Annotated in this window: 13 protein-coding genes and 1 pseudogene (1 of these 14 cut by a window edge); all 14 read right to left on the bottom strand. The window is 56.1% G+C overall.

Annotated features, from left to right (window positions below):
- Positions 1 to 1,463, bottom strand: a pseudogene (locus F4Y39_24135) (tetratricopeptide repeat protein) (it extends 568 nt beyond the left edge of the window).
- 30 nt (positions 1,464 to 1,493) lie between these two features.
- Complete coding sequence (ugpC, locus tag F4Y39_24130; GenBank protein MYC16827.1) at positions 1,494 to 2,612, bottom strand: sn-glycerol-3-phosphate ABC transporter ATP-binding protein UgpC; 1,119 nt, start codon at positions 2,610 to 2,612, stop codon at positions 1,494 to 1,496.
- A gap of 65 nt (positions 2,613 to 2,677) precedes the next feature.
- Positions 2,678 to 3,508, bottom strand: coding sequence for a carbohydrate ABC transporter permease (locus tag F4Y39_24125; protein ID MYC16826.1), 831 nt, complete (start codon positions 3,506 to 3,508; stop codon positions 2,678 to 2,680).
- A gap of 12 nt (positions 3,509 to 3,520) precedes the next feature.
- The gene (locus F4Y39_24120) at positions 3,521 to 4,408 is read right to left on the bottom strand and encodes a sugar ABC transporter permease (protein ID MYC16825.1); all 888 of its coding nucleotides are present in this window, start codon (positions 4,406 to 4,408) and stop codon (positions 3,521 to 3,523) included.
- A gap of 3 nt (positions 4,409 to 4,411) precedes the next feature.
- Positions 4,412 to 5,980, bottom strand: a complete 1,569-nt coding sequence (locus F4Y39_24115; protein ID MYC16824.1) for an extracellular solute-binding protein — start codon at positions 5,978 to 5,980, stop codon at positions 4,412 to 4,414.
- Positions 5,787 to 7,025, bottom strand: a complete 1,239-nt coding sequence (locus F4Y39_24110) for a Gfo/Idh/MocA family oxidoreductase (protein MYC16823.1) — start codon at positions 7,023 to 7,025, stop codon at positions 5,787 to 5,789. Before F4Y39_24110 ends, F4Y39_24115 begins: the two co-directional genes overlap by 194 nt.
- Before the next feature lie 53 nt (positions 7,026 to 7,078).
- Positions 7,079 to 9,094 (bottom strand): hypothetical protein, encoded by a 2,016-nt coding sequence (locus F4Y39_24105; GenBank protein MYC16822.1) that lies wholly within the window; start codon positions 9,092 to 9,094, stop codon positions 7,079 to 7,081.
- A 48-nt stretch (positions 9,095 to 9,142) separates the two neighbouring features.
- A complete protein-coding gene (locus F4Y39_24100) occupies positions 9,143 to 9,802 on the bottom strand; it encodes an RraA family protein (GenBank protein ID MYC16821.1) in 660 nt (219 codons plus the stop codon).
- A gap of 28 nt (positions 9,803 to 9,830) precedes the next feature.
- Positions 9,831 to 10,673: a phytanoyl-CoA dioxygenase family protein gene (locus F4Y39_24095; protein MYC16820.1), complete on the bottom strand. Its 843-nt coding sequence runs from the start codon at positions 10,671 to 10,673 to the stop codon at positions 9,831 to 9,833.
- 50 nt (positions 10,674 to 10,723) lie between these two features.
- Entirely contained in the window at positions 10,724 to 12,097 is a 1,374-nt protein-coding gene (locus tag F4Y39_24090; GenBank protein MYC16819.1) for a M20/M25/M40 family metallo-hydrolase, read from the bottom strand.
- Positions 12,098 to 12,119: 22 nt separating this feature from the next.
- The gene (locus tag F4Y39_24085; protein MYC16818.1) at positions 12,120 to 12,947 is read right to left on the bottom strand and encodes a 3-oxoacyl-ACP reductase FabG; all 828 of its coding nucleotides are present in this window, start codon (positions 12,945 to 12,947) and stop codon (positions 12,120 to 12,122) included.
- Between the two features lie 39 nt (positions 12,948 to 12,986).
- Positions 12,987 to 14,216: a Gfo/Idh/MocA family oxidoreductase gene (locus tag F4Y39_24080; GenBank protein MYC16817.1), complete on the bottom strand. Its 1,230-nt coding sequence runs from the start codon at positions 14,214 to 14,216 to the stop codon at positions 12,987 to 12,989.
- 158 nt (positions 14,217 to 14,374) lie between these two features.
- A complete protein-coding gene (locus F4Y39_24075; GenBank protein MYC16816.1) occupies positions 14,375 to 15,331 on the bottom strand; it encodes a UPF0164 family protein in 957 nt (318 codons plus the stop codon).
- 10 nt (positions 15,332 to 15,341) lie between these two features.
- Positions 15,342 to 17,558 (bottom strand): hypothetical protein, encoded by a 2,217-nt coding sequence (locus F4Y39_24070; protein ID MYC16815.1) that lies wholly within the window; start codon positions 17,556 to 17,558, stop codon positions 15,342 to 15,344.
- Positions 17,559 to 17,625 lie beyond the last annotated feature (67 nt).

Raw genomic sequence — 17,625 nt, 5'->3', positions numbered from 1 at the left:
GTAAAGGTCCCATCCCCATTGTTGTGATAAAGGACATTGGATTCCGTATGATTGACGACATACAGATCGAGGTAACCATCTTTATCGTAATCCCCAAAGGCTGTCCCGATAGCCGACCGGGTGTCTGCAACACCTGCTTGAACGGCAACATTGGTGAAACTGCCGTCGCCATTGTTGTGATAGAGCACGTTGGGTGACCCATCCCCGACCACACCGTTGGCAATGTAAAGGTCGAGAGCCCCATCATTGTTGTAATCCCCCCAGGCAGCGCCAAAGCCCGACCCGGAATCTCCTGCGCCGGCACTCGCTGTCACATCGTCAAAGGTGCCGTCCCCATTGTTCCGGTAGAGCGAATTTGGCTTCTTACCAAACCAGCCGTCACGGGTTACGTAGAGATCCAGGTCCCCGTCGTTGTCGTAGTCGGCAAACAGAGACGCGAAACCGCCCGGCATATCGGCCAATCCCGCATGGACAGCCACATCAGTGAAGGTGCCATCTCCGTTGTTTCGATAGAGAGCCTGAGGCGCATAATGTCCCAGGGCGAAAATATCCAGGTCTCCGTCGTTGTCGTAGTCTCCCCAGGCACTACCCCGTCCGCCATCCACCTTCGCGACCCCCACCCGGGAAGCGATATCGGTAAACAGGGGGTGAGAAACTCCGAAATCCTCGTGGAAAAGCCTGAGTCTATATCTCTCTTCCAAATCCTCCGGATATCCGCCTTCCCGATCGTAGGCGAGTTTAAGGGCCCATTTGGCCTCCAGGCTGCTTGGCCTGATTTTAAGGGCTTCTTTCAAAGCGGGAATGGCCTTGCGGTAATCCTGGCTTCGAAGATGGGCAATCCCGAGTTGATATTGGGCTTCAAAATGTTGGGGATAATGCGGGATAATTGATGCGAAGCGCTCTGCGGCTTCAGAAAATTGACCGAGTCTGAGTTCGACGATACCCAGCTGAAAGGAAGCGCCTACATGATCGGGATTCACTTCCAGCACCTTCTCAAATTGCCTCTTGGCCTCCTCCAGGTTGGGAAGCATCCCCCCCGCGATCCCCAGGAGGTAGCCAACCTTCATCCGTGCATCCGCAGGGATACTGTCTGGGTCGGTCAAAAGCACCTGCTGAATCTCCTGTCGAGAGTCGAAGAACCGCCCTTCAGTCGCCAGAACCTCCGCAAGCACCAGGCGGGCTTCGACCCGGTCCGGCTCAATCTCGATCGCCTGGTGGAGCACATCGGCCGCTCGCCCCAACATCTGCTGCCTCAGATAGATCTCTGCCAGCCGCACGCGGGCATCGTAGTGGGAGGCGTCGAGTTCCAGACAGCGAAGAAATGCCTGGATCGCCTGCTTGTGCTGGCTCTGATCCACAGATTCGACGCCGCGCCGATAATGCGCCTCGACCTCCTCCTGGTCCGAAGCCAGAGCCCAGACGGGAACCGCGATCAGTAACAACAAGAAAACCCGCATTTCCATCCTCCATGTCTATTCAGGTTAAAACAGGGTTCAGCTATCCCATTCGTTCGAAATCAGGGCTGCTCCCGTCTCTTTGTCGAAAAAGTGTATCTCGGCCAAATCGAACGCCAGGTGAACCGTTTCGCCGACTGCCGGAATCCAATCCGTATAGATACGGGCGACAAACCGTGTATCTTCCGCCCTCAGGTAGAGATAGGTCTCGTTTCCCATCGGTTCTACCACCTCAACGCTGGCGCGGACCTCCCCTCGTTCCTGAGGCCCGTAGGGAGCAGACGCCTCGACAATATGTTCCGGTCTGATGCCCAGTACCAGATCCCGGCCGATGTAGGCTTGCAGGCAACCGGTACATCGCTCTGGAATGGGGAAGCAGATGGCATCGCAGGAAAAGGCCACCCCCTTGTTTCGGGTCAGCCTGCCCTCCAGAAAATTCATTGACGGGCTGCCGATAAAACCGGCCACAAACCGGTTGACCGGATGCCGGTAGAGATCGATAGGGGAACCAATCTGCTGGATCCGTCCCTCTCGCATCGCTACAATCCGATCCCCCATCGTCATCGCCTCGACCTGATCGTGGGTGACATAGATCATCGTCGCGTCCAGATGCATATGCAGCTTGCTGATCTCTGTGCGCATCTGGACGCGCAGCCCGGCATCCAGGTTCGACAGCGGCTCGTCGAACAGAAAGACCTTCGGTTTCCGAACGATAGCCCGCCCCACCGCCACGCGCTGTCGCTGTCCACCCGACAGCGCCTTCGGCTTCCGGTCAAGCAGGTCGCCGATTCCCAGAATATCTGCCGCTTCCCTTACCCGGGCGTCGATCTCCTCCTTCCGGTATTTCCGCAGCTTCAACCCGAAGGCCATATTCTGGTAAACGGACATGTGGGGGTAGAGGGCGTAATTCTGGAAGACCATGGCAATATCCCGATCTTTGGGCAGGAGGTTGTTTGCCAGGACCTCCCCGATATAGATCTCTCCTCTGGTCACCTCCTCCAGACCGGCGATCATCCGGAGGATTGTCGTCTTCCCGCACCCGGACGGACCCACCAGGACCACAAACTCTCCATCTTCCACCTGGAGATCGACATCCTCTACTGCCACCACCGCTTTGTCGAACACCTTTCGCACACGCTTCAGAGTCACGCTCGCCATCGCTACCTCTTCTTTTTGGTGACACGCATCTCTCTCCTGAGTTTCCGTCCGCCATCCGCTGGCTGTCATTCACCTTTGAGCGAACCGACCATCAGGCCGGAAACAAAATAGCGCAGACCACTGAGGTACAAAAGAAGCATCGGAAAAACGGCCACGAGCAATCCCGCCATCGTCACTGGCACATTGACGCCGAATCGATCCCGAAAAACAGTGATCCCCACCATAAGTGTGCGCATATCGTCGGCCTGCAGGAGCACCAGGGAGATGAGCAACTCATTCCAGACCCACAACGCGTTGACGATGGCCAAGGTGGCGATCGCCGGAAGGGACAGCGGCAGCACGATTTTGCGCAACAGCAACCCGTGCGAACACCCATCGATCAGAGCTGCGTCGAAGATTCCCCGGGGCAGCTGGCTGAAGAAGCCAGTCAAAAAAAACGTGGTATAGGGCAACATAAACCCGCAATACACCGCAATGGCCGCCGGATAGGTGTTCACCAGACCGACCTTCACCATAAAGACAAATAGCGGCACGATCATGGCGATGACCGGAACGGCCATCAGCGCCGAGGTCAGCCGAAAGAGTACGTGCCGGCCCGTGAAAGGGATCCGGGCGAAGGCGTAAGCTGCAAAGCACGAGATACCGAGCGTCAAACCGACCGACGCGATTGTGAGAACAGTGCTGTTCAAAATCCACCGTGCAAACTTCGACTGGCCAAAGACAACGGCAAAATTGTTCAGCACAGGCGAAGAGGGCAATCCCACCGGATCTTGGAAAAACTCCATCTGCTCTTTAAGAGCCGAAACCAACATAAAGTAGAGGGGGACGAGGGCCACGATGCACAGCCCGAGCAGAACAAAGTGGCACATGGCCGACCGAATAAATCTTTGGACCATCGCGAGTATCCTCTACTCGAAGATTTCCACCCGGCGCAGCAGGCTGAAAAGGCCGGATAGGCCCACAGCGACGAGCAATACCACGACAAACGAACAGGCGGAGGCAACGCCGATCTCGTCGTAGCTGAAAGCCCGCTGATAGATATAAAATTCACTCACGTAGGTGGTGAAGCCGGGCCCGCCCCGGGTCAGTACAAAGATATAATTGAATACCCAGCTAAACAGCTGAATCATCATAACACTCGTGTAAAACAGAATCACCGTACTCAGCTGCGGAACCGTAACGTAATAAAGTGTCTGCCACCAGCCCGCCCCATCAATACGGGCACTTTCGTAGAGTTCGCCCGGAACCTGCATCAGGCGGGCCAGGAACAGGACGATGCCCAACCCCAATTCCCGCCAGACGATCACACCCCCTACGGTAAAAAAAGCGAGATGAGGATCTCCCAGCCAATCCTGGCGCAGCCCACCCAGTCCGGCGAAATCAAGGACCCTGTTGACCAGACCGCGGTACTGAAGGATGTAACCAAACGCGATGCCGGTAACCACAACCGGTATCATGTACGGGAGAAAGATGAAAAACCTGTACACCTGCCAGCCCCTGATCCGCTCGTACAGCAGGGACGAAAAAACCAGAGACAGAACAACGAGAATCGGTATCAGGAAGAACAACCCAACATTGTTCCACAACGCCTGCCAGAAAATCGGATCGCCCAGCAAGCGTTGGTAGTTGTCCAGCGCGGTCCACACACCGGTCCCTCTATGCCGCAGGCTGAATTCGATAACCTTCGCCATAGGGTATGCATACACAAAGGCGAGAATGGCAAGGGCGGGAACGAGAAAGGTGTACCCCGCGCGATTTGTCCACTGTATCATCACACGCTGTCTCCTGACCTGCATACGCTATCTGGCCTCAGAAGCCCAAGTAGCGAGTTCTTCAACCGTATCCACATTCGAATCCCGCCACCGGTTGAGGAATTCATCCACCTGCTCCGCAGCCCGATCTGCGGACAGTGCTCCGGCGAACAGGGACTGCACCGTCGGGAAAAGATTTTCCCGATCCATCTGAGGCGGCCAGTAGTTTTGGTAATTCGTCATGCTCTCGCTCCCCATCCACGCGGCAATCGTGCGATCCTGCGGCCACACAAGTCTGCTGCGATCGAAGCGCCTGTCGGGTGGAATCGCTCCCGACAGGACATGCATCCGATCCAGTCGTTCCGGGGTATGAAAGTAACAAAGCAGATCGGCCGCTTCCTCCTTGTAATCCGACCACGAAGTCACAAGCAGTTGCTGTGCCGTATTCGGCATCCTACCCGCCAGCCTGCCTTTCCCGAATCTGGGAGGCAGCATGACACCCACGTTCTCCTCTCCCAGCATCTTGCTGAAGTAGCTCACCTTGGTCTGGCCGGCAACGGCCATCGCCGCTTCCCCAGCCAGAAACAGGTTTTGAGCCTGATAGTATTCCAGCGAAGATACATCCCGGTTGAAAACGCCCTTTCGAACCATCTCCTCCACGCGGTGCAGCCAGCTTGAATACAGAGGATCGATAAACGGAACCTCGCCGGTAGCGGCCTTGAGAATATCGGTAGAATCGTCCAATTCCTGCAAAATGAAGAGGCTGCTAAAATTTCCGATACCGCTCAGACCCTTTACACCATATCCCCACGGCACAAAACCGGCAGCCCGCAGGCGATCTGCTGCCGATAGGAACGCATCCCAGGTGCGAGGCGGATGATCGGGATCCAGGCCCGCCTGGACAAAAGCTGGCTTGCTGTAAACGAGCAGGAAGGGAAGCGCATACCAGGGGAGCCCATAGACCTTCCCCCGAAAGGCGGTCTCCCGCAGACTGTCGGGAAAAACAGGCTCCAGATCGTCCTTGCTCAGCAGGTCGCTGATCGGATGCACATACCCCCGCCAGACGAACTGCATCGTGGATACCCCACCCCACATATACTGAATATCGGGCCCCTGTCGGGCCTGTCCGGCGGAGGCGAATGACGGGTAGAGCGATTCTGTAGCCTGTAGCACGGTTGCAATCTCAACGCCCGGATGCGCCGCCTTGTATCGGTGAACGGTCTCCCGCACCCACTGCTGCAGACCCGGTGCCTCCTGTTCGCCCCACCACCAGACGGTGAGATGAACCTCTGGTGCGGCCCGGACGCTGCCGGGCGTCAGCGGGATAACCAGAGACAGACCTGCCAGACCGGCAGTTGCTCGGCCGCTCCTTGCAAGGAACTCCCGCCGTGTCACTCCTCCATCACCCACTGGTTCAATCTCCTTATAGCTCATCCGAGTTCTGGTGTGCAGTCGGTAGTGGTCCAAATCGCTTGACGGCGTCGCTTCTATCCACGATATCCGGCACCTGGACCGGCCTCCCCTCGTAGATCGACTGCACCGCACAGATTGCTCCAGCGCAGGATCGGGCGCTCTCATAGACGTTGCACGGCGGCTGATAGTCTTCCAGGATGGCATTCACCAGATCCAGGTCGGCCAGGTACTCCGTGCCGCCGTGGCCCACCCTCCCGGAGATTTCCTCATCCACAATCAGCGGCGGCACTTCGATCTTCACCATCCCGTGTTCCGACTGCTCCTTTGCAGCCTCGTCCTCCTGTTTGACGGACATTGTGTACATCCACCCATAAACGCCCCTGCTATAATTCGGATCTTCGTCGGCAAAGCAGCCATAGACACCCGGCCCATCGGGAGGATGGGGCAGACGGCCGGAGGTCTCCAGCGTGCCCTTCGTCCCGTACACGGCGGCATACTCTATCGTGGGTCGCTTTGGGCCCTTTGAACAGACACATCGGGCAATCGCACCGCTCGCCGTTTTGAAAAGCGCCACTTCGTGATCATACACCTGTCGATAGGGCATATTCTTTTTGTTCCCGTACCCGAACACCTCGACGAATTGCTCTCCCATCAACCAGTACGCATTATCTATGGCATACAGACCGCCGCCGGCGCTGATCGATCCCTGAGCCAGTTCTCCCAACCCCCATCGGAAGGTCGGAGAACCATCCTGCCGGATGGTAATTCCCTCAATGTCGTGGACATATTCTGTCTCTACATAGTAGATCTCTCCAAGCTTTTCTTGTTCGATCAACCGCTTCATATGCACCGTCGGTGCCATCCACCGGAGCTGATTGTCCATCTGGACCTTCAGATTGCGCCTTTCAGACATATACACAATCTTCCAGAGCGTCTCCAGGGACTGGTTCTCCATTGGCACCTCAACCATAACGTGCTTCCAGTGGTCCAGTGCCGCCAGAGTGTGCTGCCCGTGCAGGTGGCAGGGCGTGCAGAGGGCCACCAGGTCCACATCCTTTTCGGCGAGCACATCGGCGTATCGGGTGGTCCACTTGCCAATGCCGTGTTCCTCTGCCGCGGACCTGGCCCGCTCCTCAACGACATCGCAGACCATCACCACTTCCGTCTGGTCGATGTACTCGTTGAACACCCGAACGTGCGCCCTCCCATGGCCCATCCCGACCACAGCAACCTTCAATGTCTTTGCCATCGCCTGTTTCTCCTTCTGATCATGATCACCGCTCAAGCGCGTGCTATATGGCTTTAGTCTGCGTGGATATGGTGGCCGCTACCGGGGAACCAGATCGCATCCACGAGAATTGTCAGGGCGACTCCCAGCGCCCAGCCGACCAGGATGCCGATAAAAAACGGTCTGGACCGCCTGTAGAGCGCCGCGTCTCCGATCTTCATAAAGATCCATTTAAACGCCCAGGCCAGAAAGATGGAAAAGGTCATTCGGTAGCTGAAGTAGGTAGATGAAATCGCAAATCCAATCGGATGGATCGGCCAGCCCGGAAACCGGTACCGGAGGAACGTCATGACTGCCATAACCCCGGCGCCGATCCAGAAGAACTGCAGCTTCTCCCAATCGGTCGGAAATGGCGATTGCATGTACACGACTACGTCGTTGAGGACCTTCGGCGCAGCGGAATTGATCTTCCAGGAGTTAAAGTTGTAGGCTCCGTGGGCATATCCCAGGTAAAGGGTTCCCCACACCGAGCAGAGCAGAGAAACAAATAGTGCCAGACCGGTGCAGACCAGAATTCCCTTGCGGGAACGTGCGGCCACATCCGCCACCTTCCCCACATGTGTCAGCACCGGCATGAACAGCCCCGTCCCACGGGCCACTAAAGAGTATGTGAAGGCCAGGGCAGTCAGGCTGGCCCCCGAGGTTGTCTCGGTCCCCAGTACATACAGCGTGGAATACTGCGCCGTCATGGGTGCTCGCACATAAGCCAGGCCGGTCTCGACCACGATTCTCGACACTCCAATGTATATGACGAGAGTGGAAACCGTCAACACCAGGGCCATCTTATAGCTCATCCCTGCGCTGTGCAGCCATAAGAGAATGAATACTATACCCAGGATAAATCCAAACACGGCGGTCCGATAGGACATCATCTCGTCGCTGTCCTCGGCGGGTTGTGCATATCCGAAGGCACTGCGCACTATATTCCTCAGGTGGTGCCGCGCCGTCCACAGCACCCAGAACACCATACACCAGAATGCCCCCCAGCACTGCCAGCCGGTGGCCGCGCTGTAGGACGACCAGTACGCTCCTTCCCCAGCGCTGTAGCCGATGCGGTTGAAGATGGAGGCTTCGACAATAAAGATCAGAAAGAAGAACCAGATGCTGAACAGCACCTCTAAGTTCGCAAAAAAACCGAACGCCATCGCAAAAAAGTGGATGTTCAGGTTTATACCTGGCGCCCCCGGGTAAAGAACGACGTTTCCCCCTCCCAGGGGAATGGGCGGGAGGCCCGGGACGAGATAGGTCAGGATGTTCCAGCAGACGATCCCGAACGGAATCACTGCCCCGGCCCAGAACAGCTTTCCACGCATAAATTCCGGCTTGAAGCCAGCTGCTCCAGATTTTGTCGCCATCTCGATTCCGACATTCACCAGAGGGTAGCCCAGCTTCTCGTGATGGATCCACTGCCTTCTCAATGCCACCACGATGCACGCCGAAACCAGCGTCACCGCCGCGATGAAACAGACCCACCAAAATAGGGGGACCACCCACATTTCCCAGGGAATACGTTCCCCTGTTGGCAAACCCTCGAAAAACCACGTCATGGCGCCGGTGTGGTCAGATGGGGCCAGCCAGTCAGAGATGTAGTTGTGAAAATATGGCTCCCACCGGTTCTCTGGCGAGGCAAAGTAGTACGGAGAGGAAATGATCGCCAGCCAAAAGCCCGTCAGTTGCCATGTCGGCAACACGCTTCCGGCCATCACCATCGCCAGGATGATCAGCAGTTCGAAGGGCGAAAGCGGGCGCACAAAACCCAGACGACCCAGAACGACGTTCAAAATAACCAGGACCAGGAAGCACAGAAAGGCAATCAAAGGAAAATGACTCAGGTTGAGATACGAGGAGCGAATCACGTACTCATCATAGGTCAGAAACAGACTGGCGAAGGCCGCGAAGAGAACGCCCAGAATCACCGATCTGGTTGTAATTCCCTCCTTCTTCGCGGGTGAGGACAGGTGCGCCTCATCCGCGGCTGTCGATTCAATCGTCGCCCTGGGGGGAACAAAAACTGGTTCTCGGCTATTCATAACCTATCTTCCCCAATGTCTATTTTTTTTATCGTGGGCGGTAATAACTCAAACGATAAACTTCAACTCGCTCTCTTTTCCAGCACCCACCTTCGCAGAATGTTCCTCAAAATTCAACATGTCAAGCAGGCTCACCCCTTCTTCCATCTTTGTGAGCAACAGCCCTTCCTTTTTCTGGATATCCTCGGCAATCGGAATAGCCTTTGACAATTCAGCGGTGGTTGCCACAACAACACCATCGTCGTCGCCGAAAAGAATATCACCCGGATGCACGCTCACGCCTCCACACGAGATTGGTATTTGTGTCTCGAATATCTTGGAAGTGGTACCGGCAACGGGATAGATTGAACGGGCATAATACGGAATAGGTAAGGTGCGTATCTTTGCCGTATCCCGGCAGGGACCGTCGATGACGACGCCAGCCAGTTGCTTGCGCATGGCCTCAGTCGGAAACAATTCGCCCGTCAGCGCCCTGCGACTGCCCTGGGAATCGATGACAAGAACCTCATCCTGCTCGGCGTCTCTCAGCGCTTTGACGACCGTAAGAAAGTCTTCGTGGCAGGTCACAGTGTGTGCACGTCCGATGAGCTTGAGGCCAGTGGTGATTGGACGAATGGCAGAATCGATAGCCCTGAGGTCCTTGTTGGCATCACATATGCACGCGGTATCGAGAAGGGACAGACGCCGCTTGATCTCTTCAAAATCCATCAAATTGACCTCCTATTTTATTTTTTCTTTAATTGTCTTCCCATAGATCAAGACCTAATAGTGTTCGTCCCAGGGGAGACAATTTTGCTGTCAGGCCAAGTTCGTGTTCCTTTTCTTTCCGGAGTTCCCAGCGCTTACCGGTTACTTCGATAACCAGACCCGCCAGGCGATCTCGCCAGGCCTCAATCCGATGGTCCCGTGCTTCTTCATCTTCTTCTTGAGCGGGATACATAGTGATGTATTGCGCTACTCTCGGAAGATCGGCCGTATTTGGACTGCTTCCATGAGGCAACGCACTGTGCCAGATAATGAGATCTCCCGCCCTGCCTGGAATTGACCGCACGCCCAGGCTTTCGATATCCTGCTGCCGGGGGTCGGCATCCGGCGGCAGGTCCTTCAGCCACGCCTTGATCTTTCGGTGAAAGCCGGGTACACAGGAGAACGCCCCCTGGTTGGGGGCAGTATCCGTTAGATAGAGCACACCCTGTACCCAAAATTCGATCGGCAAATCCAACGATGTATCCCAATGGAATTTGCCGGAGTATTTCCAGTCGTCCCGTTCTGGTGGATTCATACTGGCTCTATCGATGCTCACCCACAGCTTTTTCGTCCCAAAAATCTCGGCAAACGCCCGATAGACGCGGGGATACTGGCGGTTGTTCCAGAGGGTCTGATCCTGGTACATTTCGACCATAATACTCGCACGGGGAGGATTCGGGTACCAGCTTTCTGGATGCTCGGGACCCATGCCCAGAAAATCCCAGACCTTTTGTTCGGCTGCTCTGACCTGATCCGGGGGAACGGCATTGGGAATAACAACATAACCGTTCTCTTCCCAAAAGGTTCGGTCTTCTGTGCTTAAGACGGACATTCCCTCAATCTCCTTCACTGTGGCGGCCGATGACTCTTCCGCTACAACCATCAAGCATCTGCAAATTCATACAGAAGCGCAACCGCCGACTTCTCACATGCTCGCAGGCCCTCCACTTCGAAATACTCGTTAGGGGCGTGCAATAACCAGCCGTGACCGAGTCCCGACATCACAAAGGGCAGGTTCAACGGAGGCTCGCTGAACAACACTTGCGGAGCCGTTCCAGGTAATATAGGCACAACTCCAGGCTCGGCGTCTAATCTTCTGAGGGCTCTGACAGCGGCTTGCGCGATATGCTCTTTCGGCGATGTCCTGGCTGGATCGTATCCGGTCACAAATCTCAGTTCGATATCGCCATACCCATGTCGGTTCAGATGGGCGCGTACCTTGTCCAGAATCTCCTGGACAGTCATATCCGGCACCAATCGGATGTCTATTTTGCACATCGCCGAAGCTGGCACAATCGCTTTGGGTCCGGGCCCAGTGTATCCGGACAGAAAGCCGTCGATATTCAGGCCAGGCGCAAAAATCGCTTCTCTGACAAGGTCCAGGCCATCAAGCCCTTCACGGAATTCCGTAATACCGTACATCTCCTTGAAAGCACGGGGCCCCCAAATATCGACCAGATCGGTGAGCAGGTGCTCATCATCCTCAGTGGGAAGCCGTACATTCTCATAAAAACCATCAATCACAATTCGATCGTCGGCCCCGCGCATAGAATTAAGTGCCCAGATCAGCCGCCACACCGGGCTGTTGACCACAGGCCCGACCATGGAATGCGCATCAGTCGGCAGTGTTTTGACCGCCAGTTCAAAGTAGGCAATGCCTTTGAAACCCAGACTTACCTGCGGATGGCCTTTAACGGTCTCCAATGGGAGATGGTAGTACATCGCATCGGCCGTCTTCAACTCATCTGTGTACTGCTCAATAAACTGGGGCAGGTGCCGACTGCCCAATTCCTCCTCACCGTCTATGAGAAAAATGAGGTTGACGGGCACATCACCCGTAACGGCCTGAATGGAATGGACGGCGTGAATAAAAGCCATCAGCGGTCCCTTGGTGTTTATGGCACCTCGGGCAATGATACGGCCATCCACAATCCTGGCCTCAAAGGGCGGCGAATCCCAGGCCTCCAGCGGATCTACCGGTTGGACGTCATACATGCCATAGACCAGAAGGGTGCGATCGCTGTTGCTGGACATCAAATGGCCGTACACGACGGGATGACCGCCTTTCAGAGGGACCAGCCTCGCGTCTGCACCCAGGTCTCGCAGCATCTCTGCGGTCATTTCGGCACACTTCTGTATCCCCAAATTCTCCGTTGAGATGCTGGGTTGGCGAAGATAGCGTTGCGTAGCTGCCAGATGATCGTCGAAATGTTGATCAACATATTCGAAAATCTGTTTAAGTGTATCCTCTGCCATTTTAATGCCCTCCTGATCAAATCTACGGATACATCTTGTCCTCTAACGCATGCTCTGTCGGCAAGTAATCGCATGTCCCTCGGCCGCCATCCACCAGGATAACCTCGCCGGTGATAAAGCGCGCAGATGGGGACGCCAAAAATACAACGATTCCGGCGACATCCTCCGGCTCTCCGATGTGCCCGAGGGCAACGCGCTCGGCCTGTGCCTTTTCAGCGCCGGGCGTGAGCGCATCGCCCCAAATGTCGGTCCGAATCGCACCGGGTGCCACGGCGTTGACCGTAATTCCATATTGCCCCAGATCCCGGGCACAGCACCGGGTAAAAGCCTCCATCGCACCCTTGGAGGCGCTGTAGGCGGCTCTTGCAATCCAGCCCAGGTGGGCGTTGAGCGAACTGATGTTGATGATCCGTCCACCGCCCCCGGCATCGATCATAACCCGAGCCGCGATTTGCGTGCAGAGAAAGCACCCCCGGGCATTTACCGCAAAAATCCGCTCCCAATCGGCATCGGTTGTATCGAGAACGGATACGGCGACATCTATACCGGCGTTGTTGACCAGAATATCGATACTGCCAAAACGTTGAACCGCTGCCTGGACCATGGCCTCCACTGCTGTGCGATCCGATACATCGGCCTGGATCGCCATAGCCTGTCCTCCATCCCGCTCAATCTCACTGACCACGCTCGCGGCTGCCGGGGCATTGGCGGTATAGTTGACGGCGACCGCCACCCCCTGACGTGCCAACTCGCGAGCGATTGCCCGACCGATGCCCCGGCTCCCGCCCGTCACGACCGCAACGCGATCTTCCAGACCTTGAAGAGGGGATGGTTTTGTATCGTTCTCCATAATTCCGGCCTCCAGGACAATTTATGAAAAATCGGCACCTCAAAGCTCCGCACTCGACGCTTCCCCATAGGGCAGTGGATAGAGCGGTTTCATCTCATCGTGTCGATCCACAATCTGTGGGATAGAGATCGGTCGATGCGCCACCTTCGACTCGTTGACCGCAACTGCCCCGGCACATGTGCGCGCCGCTTCATAGACATTGATCTCCGACATACAATCGTTCTCGATCGAGTGGATCAAGTCCATCCAACTGAAGAACTCCACACCGCCATGCCCCACCTTCCTGACCATATCCTGGGTGATCCACTCCGGTAGTGGAACCGACGGCACCTCAATCGGACGCATCTCGTAAGGCCCGGTATAAGGCTTGGGTCCGGCGCCGTCCTCCACCAGACATCCGTAAAGCCCCGTACTGTCCGGGGGCGCAGGCAGATACCCCGTAGATTCGATCGTGCCCTTCGTACCCCACACCGATTTTGTAATTTCCTTGTAGGGACGCCTCGCTGCCTTTGAACACTGGACCCGTGCAATCGCCCCAGAGGCCGTCCGAAACAGAGCCACATCGTGGTCGTCCACGTTCCGGCTGGGCAGATTCTTGCGATTGCCGTAGGCAAAAACCTCCGTGAAGTCCTCTCCCAGAAACCACCGGGCCGTGTCCACAGCATAGATGCCGGCTCCGGCAGACACAGATTCCTGTGCCTTCACCCCGTAGCCCATCCGGAAACCCTCTTTTTTCATGAGTCCGCCTCCGCCCTGCTGCCGAATATCCTGTAAATATTCGCAGATCACGTAATAGATTTCCCCCACATGGCCATCGTCGATCAACTGCTTCATCTTCACCGACTCCGGGATCCACCGGTCCGGGCAGTCCATCTGGACCTTCAGATGCCGGCGTTCGGCCATCGTGATAATTTTCCAGAGTCGTTCCATGGACTCGTTTTCCATCGGCGTCTCAACCATCACATGCTTGCCGGCATCCAGCGCCGCCAGCACCATCTGCCCGTGGATATGACAGGGCGAACAGATACACAGAATGTCCAGGTCCGGGTCCGAAAGTAAGTCCGCGTAATGCGTGGTTGTCTTGCCTATATCCAGTTCTTCAGCCGTGTTCTTCAGCCGCTCCTCGTTCACATCACAGATCGCAGCGCACTCGGTCTGCTCAAGGTATTCGTGGGTTAGACGAACATGGCTTCTTCCGTGACCGAGTCCGACCACACCGACCTTGTAAGTCTTCATTTCCAGCACCCCACCTTTAAATGAATCCCTCAAAAAAAACTGGTGTCCCTTGGATATCCGTTTGATTCAAGAATACGGTCAAGGACCACCAGAAAAAAATAAGGACAGAAATACGAGAACAATCCACAAAATCAACGCCGGAGGTTTGGACCTCTCCATGCCCCCGGCGTTAGGCATACCATTACAGACGCTCAGAACGTCCCGTTTACCGTGAATCTCAAAGGTGCGTTGAAGTATTTGCTATGAGTGTAAGCGATGTCCACACTTAGCGACGCGGCACCAAAAGCCCGCTTGAGCCCGGCGCCGACGCTGAAATCCTCGGCGTCGTAATTCCACTTGTATCCCCCCCTCAGTGCCAGTGTATTGGCCAACCACAGCTCAGCACCCATGTGAACGCGTCCTTCGTAATCAATCGCAAATACGTTCTCTGCTGAAAGTGTCAGGTAAGTGGGATCTCCCACCTTCCCGATCACTTCCATGGCCCCGGCGATTGTGTAAACCACCGGCATAAAAGAGCTCTCTGCGATAACGGTGTTGTCCTGCCCGAAGTTCTTCAGGGTCATCGCCAACCGGAAAGACTGGAAACCAGTGTAGAAAAGCGTACCGACGCTGGCGTCAAAAGTCGTATTCGAATCTTCGAATAGAGACTCTTGAAGGTACCTGAAGTTTGCACCGAAAGAGAGCCTATCGGTGAACTGGTAGGCATAGGCAACACCGAACGCGATGTCGTCCCCCTCTACCATCTTGCCGGTGCCCATGGGTTCGAAAATAGTCGTCTCCTCAAATGGCTTCGTCCGGAACGACACCATGCTGACCCCGAAGACCGAAGCACCGAAACGATAAGCCACGGCACCCGAGTAGAGTTTTGAATCGGCAAACCAGCGATTGTAAGAAAAGGTATATGCAGCCCTCTCGATGTGGGTCAGACCAGCCGGATTCCAGAAGATGCTATTGATATCGTTAGAAATGGCCATATATGCAGATCCCATCGCCACAGGGCGAGCCGATTGGCCAATTTTCACAAAGTTAAACCCGGTCGTGCCCAGTTTCTTGAAGATGGCCTCTGCATCCACGGCCAGAAACGGCCCCATCAGTGCGGCCAAAGTGGCTATCAACAGACTGCGTCTCATTTTTATGCCTCCTTTCATGGTCGCACGGTTATTTGACAATCATAAATGTCCCTGTCTTCTTCTCGCCCTCGCTCCCCGGCATCAGCGACTCCACCACGAAGAAATACTTTCCCGTCGAGACCTTCGACGCGAAATTCAGTACCACCTGATTCCAACTCGTCTCTCCCCGAATCGGGGACCTTGTCCGCACCGGGTTATCGACCACCGCGACCAGATCTCCAGAGACGGTAAAGATCGAGATCTTGCACCTTCGGGGCACATTTACAAACCGGATCTCTTCGCTACCACCCGGGTAGCGGTGAATGTCGTCGAGTCTGAATGGGTTGGGCACCACAATCACCGGATCCTCGAATCGGTCTTTCTTATCGGAGGCCACCACAAAGGGTATGCTTTGCAGGTGCGTCCTCGTTTCGGGCGCGCCGTGTCCGCTCTCCAGGGAGGGAATCGCCATCCCTGTGCCGTTCCAGTCGGCGTGCCCAGTGTCGTAGCTTCGGACAGAGTACCAATAACTGAACCCCGCGAGCGAGGAAGCATCCTTGTAGCTGTGCGTGCCAGTCTGGAGGTCCACCAGAAGCTCCCAGGGGCCCATAGACGTGAGTTCTGACCGGTAAATCCGATAGCCAGCTACATCCCGCGCCTCTGCGGTCCCCATATAGTCGGGATCTTCAGCGGCCTCTGCATCGGCAGACCAGGACAGCAGGTTGTTCCCGTCCTCGTCGCTTTCCACCGTGAATCTGATGTCGGGCGGCGCGTCAGGGATATCGTAGTTGTTGGCGTAGGCAAACCGGGCCCGATCCAGGTGCTGGGCCAGTGCCCGTTCGCCGTCGGACACCTGAGCCTGAGCTCCCGGCTGTCTGCTCCATCCAAAAATGTCCACTGTTTCTCCCGAGCTTGCAAATTCGGCTCCGGTGCCGGCCACCCAGGCCACCACGACCTTGGCCTTGTCGCCGGGTCCCAGATCGTAGGGACCATAGGTCTGGGCGAAGCCCATGTTCATAAGCTCTGTGGGATTGTCCTGGGGGTGCTTTGGCGAGATGGGGCGCGTCCCCTGACCGGTCATCTCCAGGTAGATCTCCTCGTCGGACATAGGATGCTCCGGCGTATCGATGTCGTCCAGGCTGCGGATTTGCCACCAGAAGGGGAAGGCTGGCTGGTCGGAATTCTTCGGTGCTACATAGACCTCGTCGTCCTGGGCGAACCCGTCGGTCGGATCTGCGTCTAACAGGGCCAGCCCGATATACTGAAATGCCCGGAGCTGCCCTTCTTTGAGAAGGCCGGAGTTTCGGACATTGCCCGGGGCCTCAGCCAGCCGGGCAGGCTCTCCCGTGTCATCGGCCTGGTCAAAGGGATAGTCGCCGTCATAGACGTACTGGATCTTTTTTCCCCTCAGATCCGCGTGGCCATCGAAATTGGGCGCTTCGCTGTACTTGAACCAGTCGTCCTGCACCCGGGTGCTCACATCCTCCCAGCCGCTGGTCCAGCCCGTCCACATGTGCCCTGCCCGGGAGACTCTGGGCAGATTGAAAAATGAAAGGTAGGTATCGTTCAACTGCTTCGTCCCGGTATTCTCCAGAATGACCTCTTGGATGATGAAGTCGTCGTAGTCCGGGTAGCCCCACGCTTTGGCCTTTCGAGTCACGACAATCCCGGTTTCGGTGCCCCACTGCGTAATCAAGATTTCCTCGGGCTGGGTGTCGTTGGGAATGTAACGGTTGTAGTCGAAGTTGTGGATCTCCGTCACATCGTTGACCACCGGCGGTGCTCCTGGCCAGTAGTTGGCCGTCACTGCTCCAGTCGCCGGGGAGACCGTCCGCACTCCCAGATCTTTCTCCGGACCGGCGGAGGCATCGTAGGTCATCGGCACGATATCCTCTGTGACGATCCGCGGGTTGGACATCGACACATTGTAGAAGCCGTTCTCGTCCTTTGTCAGCACATAGATTCCCTCTCCCTGGCTGGTGTGGGTCGAACGATCCGCAAAGTCGATGCTCTCCTTAACTCCCCAGTAGTCTTCAAAGTCTCCCTCCAAAATGGGAGCGCCGGGATACATCAGGCCCGCGTCCCACAGCCTCGTCCAGCTCCTGGTCATGCCCTCTGTCTTACCCTGGATGCCGTTGCTGCGATAGCCCGACCAGAGCAGTCCCCGGGTCAGGTTCCGCATCGGCGCAGCCTGGGCCCAAAGGCTACACGGCAGGAACAACAGCGCCAGCACCACAGGCCAGAAGCCTATTCTCACTATTCGCATCTTGAAACCTCCTTGTGATAATTAAGGAGCGCCTGGGATCGGGCCACAGCCTGCGTTCGCCTCAATC

This window comes from Gemmatimonadota bacterium (genome assembly GCA_009838845.1).
Taxonomy (GTDB): domain Bacteria; phylum Latescibacterota; class UBA2968; order UBA2968; family UBA2968; genus VXRD01.
Note: the sequence above shows the minus strand (reverse complement) of the source record. Positions and strands in the feature narration are given on the sequence as shown.